We start from the raw sequence: 13,674 nt of genomic DNA on the forward strand, positions 1-13,674 counted from the left end.
ATTCATTAACAAAGTAGAAATAAGCTGTTGATAAATTAATTTTTAAAGTCACTTTTTTAGAATATATTTGTAATTCGAATCAAGAAAAGAAATTAAATGAAATTTATTGTATCAAGTTCGCAATTATTAAAGCAATTACAAGTTTTAGGAGGCGTTATAAATAGCAACAACACTTTACCAATTTTAGATAACTTTTTATTTGAAATTTCTACAAATCAGTTAAAAGTATCTGCATCAGATTTAGAAACAACAATGAGTTCTGTAATTGATGTAGAATCTGACAGCACTGGTTCTATTGCTGTTTCTGCTCGTTTATTATTAGATACTTTAAAAACATTTCCAGATCAACCTTTAACTTTTAAAACAGAAGGCGATAATACTATTGAAATTAGTTCTGATCAAGGTAAATATGACATGGCTTATTTTGGTGGAGACGAGTTTCCAAAAGCCGTAACTTTACCATCGCCAAGTAAAACGATAATTCCTGGTCATATTTTAGGAACTGCAATTTCAAAAACAATTTTTGCTGCAGGAAATGATGATTTACGCCCAGTAATGAGTGGAGTTTTCTTTCAATTTAGTTCACAAAGTTTAACTTTTGTTGCTACAGATGCTCATAAATTAGTAAAATATTCTAGAACTGATGTTACCGCAGAACAAACGGCAGAATTTATTATGCCAAAAAAACCTTTAAACTTATTAAAAGGAATTTTAGGTGGTTCTGAAAGCGAAGTTACCATCGAATATAATGATGCTAATGCTAAATTTACATTTGATAATATCGTTTTAGTTTGTCGTTTAATTGACGGAAAATATCCTAATTACGAAGCGGTAATTCCTAAAGAAAACCCAAATAAATTAACAGTTGATAGAGCTTCTTTCTTAAACTCTGTGAGACGTGTTTCTATTTTTTCTAGTAAAACAACGCATCAAATTCGTTTAAAAATGGCAGGAACAGAATTAAATATTTCTGCTGAAGATATAGATTTTTCTAACAAAGCAGACGAACGTTTAAGCTGCGATTATCAAGGTGATGATATGCAAATTGGATTTAATTCTCGTTTTTTAAGCGAAATGTTAAACAACCTAAATTCTAACGAAGTTTTAATTGAAATGTCTTTACCAAACAGAGCCGGAATTTTAACTCCTATCGACGGAACAGATGAAGGTGAGCAAGTTACAATGCTTGTAATGCCTGTAATGCTGAATAGTTAAACTTTACAGTTTATTCATCAAAATTACAATAACACCTAAAAAACCGCAATGTTCTTAAGCTATCATTAAGAATATTGCGGTTTTTAATATTTTTTAACTTTATCTTAACACATTTTTTTATTTAGCATTTGTTTTTTTTAGTCAACTTTGAATCATTCAAATCAACCAAATAAACACTAACAAAAGCACTCTTTTTAAATGAAAAAAGTAATTCTACTCCTACTCTTATATCCTATTAATTCCTTTTGTCAAACAAGCGAAAAAGATGCTTTAGTTTGGTTTGACTCTATTATTGGCAAAAAAAACTTAGACATCAATATAGGAATTAGATATATTGAAAAATTTAGAACTCTAAAAGACAATTCACAATTTTTAATTGACGACAAATTTTACGCCTCTACAATTAACTATAACGGTCAAACATACTATAATATTCCACTAAAATATGACATTTATAAAGATGATCTTATTTTTAAAATTAAGTCTTATCACGAAAATTATTCTACTATTTTAGATAAAACCAAAATAAAAAGCTTTATAACAGATGGAAAATTATTTATAAATATTGCTGATAACGGTTTTAATGAAAAACTGTTTTCAGAAAATAACTTTGTTATTTACAAAAAGAATTCTAAAAGAGTTATTAAGAGTATTAAAAGCGACTTTTATTATGATGAATTTATTTTAAACAATAGCTACTCTTTACTAGTTGATGATAAATTTGTGCCAGCAAATGAAAAAAGTGATTGGAAAAAGGTGTTTCCTTCTAAAAAATCAGAAATCAATAAATTTTTTAAAAAAAATAGAAAAAAATTAAAAACCTCCCCAGATATTTTTATGAAAGAATTATTAACGGTATTAACATCAAACTCCCTTACATAGATGGTTATGAAGAAATCACTATTACTGATAACACTATTTTTTACTGTTCATTTTGTTTATTCTCAAGAAGAAAAAATATCAATAGAATTCAATAATTTATCACAATTAAAAGCCATAGAACTTTTAGAACAAAACACCAATTATCAATTTTATTTCATTGACAACTGGTTTGTAGATAAAAAAACTATTACAAAAAAATTTACTAATGTTAATATTCAAGACATATTAGATGTAATATTTAAAAACTCTGATTTAAATTATTTTGTATTTGAAAAAAATAAAATAATCTTAACTAAAAATAGCAGAATTCATTCTAGCATATATAAAGACAATAAAGTAAATGAAACGCTAAATGAAAATATTGTAGAAAGAAATGGACCAATTCTTTTAGATGAAAATAACACACAAAACGACAATACTAAAACGATTGTTATTGGACGTGAAAAAGTAGACAAAAACCAAAAATTTTATACTCTTTCTGGTTATGTTAAAAAAATAAATACGAATGAAGCTATAGATGGTTTAATATTACTAGAAAGAGATAAAAATATTTATACCACAACAAATAACAAAGGTTATTTTAGTATAAAACTTCCTTTTGGTATAAATTATATCGAAACTGTTTTATCTGGAATTGAAAATTCTAAATATAAAATTATAATGTATGATAATGGAACTTATAATTTTAAATTAAATGAAACTTTAGAACAATTAGGAGAAATTATTATTCAAGCAGATGTTAAAAACAATATTAAAAGTGTTAGCTCTGGTTTGGTTCAAATAAAAATAGAAAACATAAAAACAGTGCCTCAAGTACTAGGTGAAAGAGATATTTTAAAAGTAGCGACAACACTACCTGGTATAAAAAGTTCTGGAGAAGGTTCTGACGGAGTTAATGTTAGAGGTGGAAAAACAGATCAAAATTTATTTTTGTTAGACAATAGTGTTCTTTACAATCCAACACACTTTTTAGGTTTATTTTCTGCGGTAAACCCGTTTGTTACTAAAAACCTTAATGTTTATAAAGGAAGTATTCCTGCAGAATATGGAGGTAGAATATCTTCTGTATTTGAAATTACAACCAAAAACAGTACTACAAAAAAATTTAGTGGAGAAGCTTCTATTGGACCTGTAACTAGTAATATTGCCTTAGATATACCAATTGTTAAAGATAAATCTGGATTAATAGTTGGCGCTAGAGGCACATATTCTGATTGGATTCTTAATGCTATAGATAACGAATCATTAAATAATAGTAGCGCCTCTTTTGTTGATGCTTTTGCAAAATACAGCCATCAAATAAACGAAAAAAATAGTGTGAATGGTATGGTGTATTACAGTAAAGATAAATACAGTATTTCTTCTGATACCACAAATACTTATGGTAATAAAATTTTAACGATAGATTGGGATCATAAATTTAATGATAAAAACTTTGGTAACCTTTCATTATCTAATAGCGATTATTCTTTTGATATTGATTATGATAGTAATTCTAATAATAATTTTAATTTAAAGTATAATATAAATGAAACTACTTTAAAGTTAAAAATGAATTATTTACATTCTAAGAAACATAATTTTAATTATGGTTTTTCTTCTAAATTATATAATGTTTCTCCTGGAAGTATTAGTCCAAAAGGTAATTCTATAACAGAACCTTTTAGTGTTCAAGAAGACAAAGCTTTAGAAAATGCACTTTACTTTTCTGATGATTTTTCAATTACAAAAAAATTATCTTTAGATGTTGGTCTTCGCTACTCTCTTTTTTCTGCTTTAGGCGAATCTACACAAAGAGTTTACGATGAAAACTCACCTAAAAATGAAGCAACAGTTACAGAAGTTAAAGAATATAAAAATAATGAAATTTATAAAAGTTATAATGGCTTAAGCTTACGATTATCTTCTAGATATTTCTTTAATGATGACCTTTCTGTAAAAGCTAGTTACAGTAATACTTATCAATATATACACAGGCTTTCAAATAACACAACAGCATCGCCAACAGATACCTGGAAATTATCTGACTTAAATATTAAACCACAAGAAGCTAAACAAGCATCTCTTGGAGTTTATAAAAATTTAGATGGAAATAAATATGAGTTAAGTTTAGAAGGCTATTATAAAACATACAACAACATTTTAGATTATAAAGTTGGTTCTACATTTTTACTAAATGAACATATAGAAACAGAAGTTTTACAAGGTAAAGGAAAATCTTATGGAGCAGAACTTTTATTAAGAAAAAACGAAGGAAATCTTAATGGATGGATTAGTTATAGTTATTCTAGATCTTATTTAAAATTTGACAGTGAATTTGCCGAAGAAACTATAAATAATGGAAACTATTTTTCTGCTAATTTTGATAAACCTCATGACTTAAGCATTATTGCTAATTATAAGTTTACAAAACGTTACAGTTTTTCTGCTAATTTCTTATATCAAACAGGTAGACCAGTAACATATCCGATAGGAAAATATGTGTATCAAGGAAACGAATATCCTTTATATAGTGATAGAAACGAATTTAGAATTCCAGATTATTTTAGATTAGATATTGGAATTAATATTGAAGGAAATCATAAAATCAAGAAATTTACACACAGTTTCTGGAATATTTCTATTTACAATTTACTAGGTAGAAACAATCCTAATTCTGTCTTTTTCGTTACAGACGAAGGAAAAGTAAAAGCATATCAAAGTTCTATTTTTTCTAAACCTATACCAACTATTACCTATAATTTTAAATTTTAAGAACTCATGAAATCATTAAAAATATTTTTAATACTCTTTTGTGCATCTTTTATATTAACGAGTTGTTTAGAAGAAATTCCACTAACTAATAGTGAATCTAAAAGCTTCTTGGTTATTGAATCTACTATAACAAATGAATATAAATTTCAAACTGTAAAACTATCTAGAACTATAGAATTAGACTCTTTAAACTCTATAAAAGAAACGAACGCTATTGTAGTTATTAAAGACGATTCTAATAACTCTTTTAACTTTACAGAAACAGATGATGGCATTTATGTTTCAAATAATGAATTTGAAGCAGAACTAAATAAAAATTACACTTTAGAAATAACTACAAAAGACGGCAAACGTTATACATCAAAACAACAAAAAATTGCTGGAGTTAATGAAATGGATAGTTTAGAAGCTAAATTAGGCACTAAAACTAATGGAGAAGAAGGTATAAATATTGTAGTTAATAGTAACACTACAGATGAAAATGCACAATATTATAGGTATGAATATGAAGAAACCTATAAAATTATTGCTCCTTTATGGTCTAATCAAAAATTAGAAATAATTATCGATGAATTTCCTTTTTCTGAAGTAGCTTTAGTAACAGATCCTGTAGATAATAAAATTTGTTACAATACAATTAATTCATCAGATATTATACAAACCGAAACTACTTTATTATCTGGAAATGATGTAAATTTTAACGTACATTTTTTAGGAAAGAATGATTTTAAAGTTTCTCATAGATATAGTGTATTAGTAAAACAATATGTAGAAAACCTAGAAGCTTACACATATTTTAATACATTAAAAAAGCTTTCTGAATCTCAAGGAATTTTTACCCAAAACCAACCAGGTTTAGTTGTTGGTAATATTTCTTCTGTTTCTGATATAGATGAAAACGTAATTGGTTTTTTTGAAGTTGTTTCTGTTTCAGAAAAAAGAATATTTTTTAATTATGAAGAATATTACCCAGATGGCGAGGTTGATTATATTTCTGATTGCGTTATTACAGCGCCACCTTTATTAGCTGTAGCAGCTTTTCCAGGACAAAAACCTCCACAAACATCACCTTTAGTAAATGCACTTAAACAAAATTCTATTTTCTATTTACTAAACTCAGAACCTACAGAACAACTTATTGGAAATTACCTTTTAGTACCAAGAGAATGTGGAGATTGTACAGTATTAGGTAGTAATGTTAAACCAACTTTTTGGATAGATTAAAAAATAAAAACAAACATGAAAAATAAAATAATATTATTTATTTTACTGGTTACAGCATCATTTAATTTTTTTGGCCAAACAAAAATAAATGACAATGAATATGAATATGAAACTTTTAAGTCTTTACCACAAGAAAGTATTTATATACACTCTAATACCAACTTTATTTTAACAGGAGAAAAGTTATTATACAAAGTATATACCGTTAATTCTCTTACTAAAACAAATAGCTCTTTAAGTAAAATTGCTTACGTTGAGTTAATTAATGAACGTAAAGAAAGTGTTCTAAAACAAAAAATACGATTAACAAATGGTATTGGAAAAGGTGATATTTTTATTACTAGTGAAATTGAAACTGGTAATTACAAATTAATTGGTTACACAGAATGGATGAAAAATAATAACTTATTTTTTCAAGAAAGTGTAACAATTATAAATCCTTTTTCTGGCAAAATAATATCCATCAAAAATAAAACTGAAGAAGAAAAAGTTTCAAATAATAAAGAAGGTAAAACTACAGAAAACAATGCTCTTTTAGATTTAAACTTAAAAAGTGATACTTATGGCAAACGACAAAAAGTAGTTCTTAAATTATCTTTAAAAAATAAAGAAAAAATATCTGGAGATTTCTCTGTTTCTGTTAGACAAGTAAATACTATAAAGAAAAATAAAAAACAAAACACTACTCTTTTTACAGAAAGTTTATCAAAATTAAAACCTACAGCTTCTAATTCAACTAACACTATTTACTTACCAGAATTTAGAGGAGAACTAATTAGCGGAAAAATAGAAGCTACAAATGCTTCAATTGAAAATATTAGAATTGGTTTATCATTAATTCAAAAAAATGGAATTTTTAAAATTACTAATACCGATAAAAATGGATTATTTTATTTTAATATTTCTGAAAAATACGATTCTGAAAAAGCATATTTCCAAGTTTTAGAAGATAATAAAGAAGCGTATTCTATTAAAATTACAGAAAATAAAGGTCTAAATTTAAATAACCTTGTTTTTAATCCTATTGAAATAGATACTAAAACTAATGATCTTATTTTAGAGAGAACTGCGCATATTCAAATAGAAAATGCTTTTCATGAGTTAAAACAAGATCCAATTGTAGCACATAAATCTATTGAAAATGTATATGAAAATAAATTTACAACCATAAATTTAGACGATTATACAAGATTTAAAACAATAAGAGAAACAATGGTTGAAATTATTCCTAATTCTTGGGTTACCAAAAATGGAGATAATTATGCTTTTCATGTAAGAGATTACAACAAAACTATTAACTACAATTCTGCACCGCTTTTATTAATTGATGGCTATATAATTACAAATCCAAATGAGTTAATAAAATTTAGCTCAAAAAAAGTAAGCAAAATTTCTATCTCACAAGAAATATTTAAATTTAATTCTAAAATATACGAAGGTGTTATTCGATTTGAAACCTATAAAGGAGATTATACACCAATTGTAACAAAAGGAGTTATAGAAACCAATATTACAAAACCAATAGCATCAAAAGAATATTATACACAAGTTTATGAAAATAATTCAGATACTTTTAAAAGAATTCCAGATTATAGAACACAACTTTTATGGCAACCAAATTTAGATTTAAATCAGCAAGAAATTTCTTTTTTCACGTCTGATGTATCTGGAGATTTTGAAGTATCTATAGAAGGGTTTACATCCAAAGGAACTCCTTTATCTGTTAAAAAAATGATTTATGTAAAATAAACCCAATTAATTGTACTCGAAAAAATATATTTTTCGAGTACAATTAATATTTCTTACAACTCTATTAAATATTCTACTTCCTCTCCTTTAATAGAAGCTCTTAAACGAAATTACATGTATTATTTAGACAATTCGCCTACAGAATTACGTCCTGGAAAATACCAATTAGTACCAAAAAAATGTGGAGATTGTACAGTTCTTGGAAGTAATATTAAACCAACTTTTTGGGTAGATTAATTTAATAATTACAAATTAAAACATCCTAAATACTAATGATCTACAAAACCACGCATAATAACTGTGTTTTTTGTTTACTTTTAATTTTTAAAAAATAAAAGGATTTTGAATTTCTTAGCACACCTCTACTTATCTCAAAATAACCCCAATATTATGATTGGCAATTTTATTGCAGATCATATTAGAGGTAATAATTATGAAGAATATTCTAAAGAAATTCAGCAAGGAATACTTTTACATAGAGAAATAGATACGTTTACAGATGCTCATAAAATTGTTAGAAAAAGCAAAAGACGTTTACATGAAAGATATAGACATTATGATGGCGTAATTATCGATATTTTTTTTGATTATTTTTTAGCTAAAAACTGGGCAGATTATTCTGCAATTCCTTTGGATGTGTATACAAATGCAATCAATCTTTTTTTTGATGAAATTTCATCAGAATTACCTTTAAAATCACAACAATTCATCAAATACATGATTGAATATAACATTCTTTTTAATTATCAATTTCAAGATGGAATTGAAAAAGTTTTAAACGGAATGAACAACAGAACGAAAGGAAAATCTCAAATGAATTTAGCTATCGAAGATTTACAAATTTTGCACAAAGAATTCGAAGACGATTTTACTGTATTCTTTAAAGATTTACAATATTTCACTAATCAGAAATTAACAGAGTTAACTAAAATTAAGTAATTATCTTTATGCTGATTTTATTTTAACCTTCTTATAATAAAATTAAACTTTATAATAATAAGAACCTAAAATCTATTCTGGTTGCTTAAAATTAATAAATTATGAAAAAAAACATTCTACTTTTTACGCTATCATTATTACTTGTCAATTGTAAATCAGAAATAAAAAAAGAAAAAACCACTGGTTTAATTACTCAAAAAGCAATGGTAGTTACCGCTAGAGAAGAAGCTTCTAAAATTGGTGTAGTTATTTTAAAAAAAGGTGGTAATGCTTTTGACGCAATGGTTGCAACAGAAATGGCCTTAGCAGTTGCTTATCCTTTTGCAGGAAATCTAGGTGGTGGAGGTTTTATGGTTTACAGAAAAAATGATGGTGAAATTGGCGGTTTAGATTATAGAGAAAAAGCACCTTTAGCAGCTACAAAAAACATGTATTTAGATAATGAAGGCAACATCATTGATGGCAAAAGTACAGAAGGAGCAACTGCTATAGGAATTCCAGGAACAGTTGCTGGTGTTTTTGCTGTTCATGAAAAATTTGGAACATTAACTATTAAAGAAATTTTAGAACCTGTAATTCAACTTGCAAAACGAGGTGTAATTGTTACAGATAAACAAGCCAAGAGAATTAAAAATTATAAAGATTTGTTTTTAAAAGTAAATAAAGATGCTATACTTTTTACTAAAAATTGGCAAGAAAATGACTCAATAAAATATCCTGCTTTAGCAGAAACTTTAACTTTAATTCAAAAAAACGGAAAAGATGAATTTTATAAAGGAGAAACAGCAAAACGTTTGGTAAAATTTATTCAAGCAAATGGCGGAATTATCACTTTAGAGGATTTAGCTAAATACGAAGCAAAATGGAGAACTCCTGTAACTTTTACTTATGATGATCTAAAAATAATTTCAATGTCTCCACCTTCTAGCGGTGGTATTTGTTTAGCGCAAATTATGAACGCTTTAGAACCTTTTGATTTAGATAAATTTGGTCATAATAGTACAAAATCTATTCAACTAATTACCGAAGCAGAAAGAAGAGCTTATGCAGATAGAAGTTACTTTTTAGGCGATCCTGATTTTGTAACAATTCCGCAACAAGAATTAATTTCAAAAGCATATTCTAATAAAAGAATGGCAGGTTTTAGTTTTGAAAAAGCAACTAAATCTTCTGATGTTTCACATGGAAATATCGAAATTATAGAAAGTGATGAAACAACACATTATTCTATTGTAGACCAATTTGGCAATGCTGTTTCTGTTACAACAACTCTAAACGGAGCATATGGTTCTAAACTATATTGTTCTGAATTAGGTTTCTTTTTAAACAACGAAATGGATGATTTTTCTAGCAAACCTGGTGTACCAAATATGTTTGGTTTAATTGGTGCAAAAGCCAATGAAATTCAACCAGAAAAAAGAATGTTAAGTTCTATGACACCAACAATTGTAGAAAAAAACAATAAACTTTTTATGGTTGTTGGAACTCCAGGAGGATCAACAATTATAACATCCGTTTTACAAACTATTTTAAATGTGCACGAATATAAAATGGGCATGCAAGAAGCCGTAAATGCAGCAAGATTTCATCATCAATGGTTGCCAGATGTAGTTAAAATGGAACCAAATAGTTTTGATAAAAAAACAATCACCGAACTAGAAAAATTAGGTTATAATATTGATGAAACTACCTCTAGAATTATTGGTAAAGTTTCTGCAATTTTAGTATTGCCTAACGATAATTTAGAAGGCGGCGCAGATAAACGTGGCGATGATACTGCAGTTGGATTTTAAGGGTTTAGGGTTTAGGGTTTAGGGTTTAGGGTTTAGGTAAAACTAAAAAATCTATGACATTTAATGTTCTCGAAACAAAATTCCTAAAAAAAATAACTCAAACTAAAAAACTTTTAAACTTTTAAACTTTTAAACTTTTAAACTTTTAAACTTTTAAACAAAGCTAAAAAATTGAAACCAACAACGAATACCTAACAACAAATACCTAATACCTAAAAATGATACAACCATTTCACTTAGCAATTCCGGTGCAAAATTTAGAAAAATGTAGAACTTTTTACAGAGATATCTTAAACTGTGAAGAAGGAAGAAGTACAGAAAATTGGGTCGATTTTAATTTCTTCGGACATCAATTGGTTATTCATCAAAAAGATGATTTTAAACCGGAAAGAATTTCAAATCCTGTTGATGGACATGATGTTCCTGTTCCGCATTTTGGAGTCGTTTTAACTTGGGAAGATTGGCATGTATTATCAGAAAGATTAAAAGCTGCAAACACAAAATTTGAAATTGAGCCTTGCATCCGTTTTAAAGGAAAAGTGGGAGAACAAGCTACTATGTTTTTTAAAGACCCAGAAAATAATGCTTTAGAATTTAAAGCTTTTCAAGACATGAGCCAATTGTTTGCCAAATAATGCAATTAGTAGAAACTCATATTGTAGAAAAATTAGAAATCCCAATTCGTTTTCAAGAATACGGTGTAGGGATTTTTAATACAATTCCTACAAAATCCGGTATTAAAAAAGCCATTAAAAAAGAACTTATTTTTATTGATGGAATTTTAGCAACAACCTCTAAATATATTTCTGGCGGCGAAAAAATTGAACTTTTTGAATCTGAAAATTCATCACCTTTTGAAAGATTACAACTAGATTTGGAGGTTTTATTTGAAGATGATTATTTAGCTATTATTTATAAACCTGCAGGAATTTTGGTTAGCGGAAATAAATTTGTAACCATTGCAAATGGATTAACACAAAACTTAAAAAAAAGTAATTTATCTGATGCTGTAAAACCTCAACCTATCCACAGATTAGATTATCCAACAAGTGGACTTTTATTAATAGGAAAAACAAGTGCTTCTATTATTGAATTAGGTAAATTATTTAAGAATAAAGAAATACAGAAAACCTATTTTGCAATTTCTATTGGTAAAATGAATTCTGAGGGTTTTATCAATTCTTTTGTTGATAAAAAGGAAGCTTATACAAATTATACCGTTTTACAATCTGTAATATCTAAACGTTTTGAGTTTTTAAATTTGATAAAACTACTGCCTAAAACAGGTAGAAAACATCAATTAAGAAAACATTTATTCTCAATAGGAAATCCTATTTTGGGTGACAAAGAATACTTTTTGGATGACAAAATTTTAAACGGAAAAGGATTGTATTTACACGCTGCTACTTTAGAGTTTATACATCCGTTTACGAAAGAAAAAATATCTATTTCAAAAGAGTTGCCAAAGAAATTTACCAAGATTTTTCCTAAATATTAAAGTAAAAAACATCTCGATACAATTTTTCGAAAATAAAAAATCACTCGATGTGATATTATGTAAATTAAACTGATTGTGAGTAATGTCAGTTCGAGTGAAATTTCTTTTTCAGAAATTTTGTATCGAGAACATTTTAAATTTGAATAACTTCCTTCATCGTTTTAGAAAGTCTGTTTATCAACTCAATCATTTCTTGTTCATTATACGCTGCAAAACCCATTCTTATAGAATTATGCCCAGAATTCGCATTATCATAACGTTGCCACTCGCCTATTTCTAGTTTGTGTTTTTTAGCAATTTCTGATATTGTTTTCCAAGAATATTTTTTATCTAAAGTAATCCAAACTGCCATTCCTCCTTTTGGTTTCTCAAAATTAAAAATAGTTGAAAACTCTTCTTTTAAAAGTTTACAAAACAAATCTCTTCTAGTTTTATAAACTTTCATCACTTTCTTAATGTGTCTGTCTAAATCTCCCGATTTTATAAAATCTTCAAAAGTCAATTCTAACAAAGCATCTCCTTGTCTATCAATAAATCTACGTTGATTTGCTGCTTCATTTACAAATTCTTTTGGTGCAATTACATATCCAACTCTAAAAACTGGCGCAACCGTTTTACAAACAGAGCCAATATAAATTACGTTTCCGTTTATATCATGACTTGCCAAAGGTAAAATTGGCGAATGATTATAATTAAAATCATAATCGTAATCATCTTCTATAATTGCAAAATTGAATTTCTTCGCTAAATTTAATAAATGAATTCTTCTTTCTGCAGATAAAGTAACTGTTGTAGGGTGATGATGATGAGAAGTTACATACACTGCATTTATTGATTTTTGCTTACAAATTTGTTCAATTTCATCGGTTACCAAACCATTTTCATCCACCGAAACTCTTACCAAATTTGTTTTTCTTTGTAAAAAATTAGTATCTGCAGAAGTATAATTTGTCTGTCCTACAATAATGTTATCATTCTCTTGTAACAATAATTTTGCAGATAAAAAAATGCCCATTTGACTTCCTCTGGTAATCAAAACATTGTCTTTATGAATGTTTAATCCACGTGTTTTATTTAAGTAATCTGCCAACGTAATCCGTAATTTTTCATTCCCAAAAAGTGATCCATAAGACATTTCTTTATAAATATCTTTTCTACTACAAATCCGCCTATAAGTTCTTGCCAAATCTTCTGTTGGCGTTAATCTTGCATCAGAAACACCATCATTTAAATACATAAAACCCTCTTTAATTTCTGGCGATATTCTTTCTAAGGATTTGTCTTTATAAAATTGAAATCCAATATTACTTATAGGTAAAATCTCTTTTTTTGATATAAATTCTTGTTGATGTAATTCTGGTAGTTTTGCATTGATAAACGTTCCTTTTTTAGAAATACTTTCTACCCAACCTTGCAACAATAATTCCTCATAACAAGCCACAACCGTTTTTCTGTGTACTTGCAGCATTTCTGACAATGTTCTACTTCCTGGCAACTTTGTTTCTGGTATTAATTTTCGTTCTTTAATCAATGCTATAAATTGATTAGATAACTGTAAATAAAGAGCTTGTTTACTTTTTCTATTTAACTGAAAGCTGGTTTTATATGGAAACATAAACT

General features: G+C 27.2%; 11 protein-coding genes. 10 read left to right on the forward strand and 1 reads right to left on the reverse strand.

What is annotated here, in order from left to right:
• The first annotated feature begins 96 nt into the window (after positions 1–96).
• The 10 genes from dnaN to BLT70_RS10625 all read left to right on the forward strand — a co-directional run bounded on the left by dnaN (position 97) and on the right by BLT70_RS10625 (position 12,054).
• Positions 97–1,215, forward strand: coding sequence for a DNA polymerase III subunit beta (gene dnaN, locus BLT70_RS10585; RefSeq protein ID WP_091894229.1), 1,119 nt, complete (start codon positions 97–99; stop codon positions 1,213–1,215).
• A 198-nt stretch (positions 1,216–1,413) separates the two neighbouring features.
• Entirely contained in the window at positions 1,414–2,097 is a 684-nt protein-coding gene (locus BLT70_RS10590) for a hypothetical protein (protein ID WP_091894231.1), read from the forward strand.
• Positions 2,098–2,103: 6 nt separating this feature from the next.
• Positions 2,104–4,851, forward strand: a complete 2,748-nt coding sequence (locus tag BLT70_RS10595; protein WP_091897620.1) for a TonB-dependent siderophore receptor — start codon at positions 2,104–2,106, stop codon at positions 4,849–4,851.
• 6 nt (positions 4,852–4,857) lie between these two features.
• Positions 4,858–6,075, forward strand: coding sequence for a DUF4249 domain-containing protein (locus tag BLT70_RS10600; protein WP_091894233.1), 1,218 nt, complete (start codon positions 4,858–4,860; stop codon positions 6,073–6,075).
• Between the two features lie 15 nt (positions 6,076–6,090).
• Entirely contained in the window at positions 6,091–7,824 is a 1,734-nt protein-coding gene (locus BLT70_RS10605) for a hypothetical protein (RefSeq protein WP_091894235.1), read from the forward strand.
• Positions 7,825–7,938: 114 nt separating this feature from the next.
• On the forward strand, positions 7,939–8,061 hold the full coding sequence (locus BLT70_RS17520) for a hypothetical protein (protein WP_302847791.1): 123 nt from the start codon (positions 7,939–7,941) through the stop codon (positions 8,059–8,061).
• A 153-nt stretch (positions 8,062–8,214) separates the two neighbouring features.
• Positions 8,215–8,763, forward strand: a complete 549-nt coding sequence (locus tag BLT70_RS10610) for an ACP phosphodiesterase (RefSeq protein WP_091894237.1) — start codon at positions 8,215–8,217, stop codon at positions 8,761–8,763.
• Between the two features lie 101 nt (positions 8,764–8,864).
• On the forward strand, positions 8,865–10,556 hold the full coding sequence (gene ggt / locus BLT70_RS10615; protein ID WP_091894239.1) for a gamma-glutamyltransferase: 1,692 nt from the start codon (positions 8,865–8,867) through the stop codon (positions 10,554–10,556).
• Positions 10,557–10,774: 218 nt separating this feature from the next.
• Positions 10,775–11,191, forward strand: a complete 417-nt coding sequence (locus BLT70_RS10620) for a VOC family protein (protein ID WP_091894241.1) — start codon at positions 10,775–10,777, stop codon at positions 11,189–11,191.
• Positions 11,191–12,054, forward strand: a complete 864-nt coding sequence (locus BLT70_RS10625) for an RluA family pseudouridine synthase (protein ID WP_091894243.1) — start codon at positions 11,191–11,193, stop codon at positions 12,052–12,054. The genes BLT70_RS10620 and BLT70_RS10625 overlap by 1 nt, the downstream gene beginning before the upstream one ends.
• Positions 12,055–12,187: 133 nt before the next feature.
• Here the strand turns inward: BLT70_RS10625 and BLT70_RS10630 are convergent, their stop codons facing one another.
• Positions 12,188–13,669, reverse strand: a complete 1,482-nt coding sequence (locus BLT70_RS10630) for a PLP-dependent aminotransferase family protein (protein WP_091894245.1) — start codon at positions 13,667–13,669, stop codon at positions 12,188–12,190.
• Positions 13,670–13,674: the final 5 nt, after the last annotated feature.

The organism is Polaribacter sp. KT25b (assembly GCF_900105145.1).
Lineage (GTDB): Bacteria > Bacteroidota > Bacteroidia > Flavobacteriales > Flavobacteriaceae > Polaribacter.

Bases quoted from the DNA above. Each gene is read 5' to 3' on its own strand.
- dnaN (WP_091894229.1), top strand. From the start codon at position 97: ATGAAATTTATTGTATCAAGTTCGCAATTATTAAAGCAATTACAAGTT.
- BLT70_RS10590 (WP_091894231.1), top strand. From the start codon at position 1,414: ATGAAAAAAGTAATTCTACTCCTACTCTTATATCCTATTAATTCCTTT.
- BLT70_RS10595 (WP_091897620.1), top strand. From the start codon at position 2,104: ATGAAGAAATCACTATTACTGATAACACTATTTTTTACTGTTCATTTT.
- BLT70_RS10600 (WP_091894233.1), top strand. From the start codon at position 4,858: ATGAAATCATTAAAAATATTTTTAATACTCTTTTGTGCATCTTTTATA.
- BLT70_RS10605 (WP_091894235.1), top strand. From the start codon at position 6,091: ATGAAAAATAAAATAATATTATTTATTTTACTGGTTACAGCATCATTT.
- BLT70_RS17520 (WP_302847791.1), top strand. From the start codon at position 7,939: ATGTATTATTTAGACAATTCGCCTACAGAATTACGTCCTGGAAAATAC.
- BLT70_RS10610 (WP_091894237.1), top strand. From the start codon at position 8,215: ATGATTGGCAATTTTATTGCAGATCATATTAGAGGTAATAATTATGAA.
- ggt (WP_091894239.1), top strand. From the start codon at position 8,865: ATGAAAAAAAACATTCTACTTTTTACGCTATCATTATTACTTGTCAAT.
- BLT70_RS10620 (WP_091894241.1), top strand. From the start codon at position 10,775: ATGATACAACCATTTCACTTAGCAATTCCGGTGCAAAATTTAGAAAAA.
- BLT70_RS10625 (WP_091894243.1), top strand. From the start codon at position 11,191: ATGCAATTAGTAGAAACTCATATTGTAGAAAAATTAGAAATCCCAATT.
- BLT70_RS10630 (WP_091894245.1), bottom strand. From the start codon at position 13,669: ATGTTTCCATATAAAACCAGCTTTCAGTTAAATAGAAAAAGTAAACAA.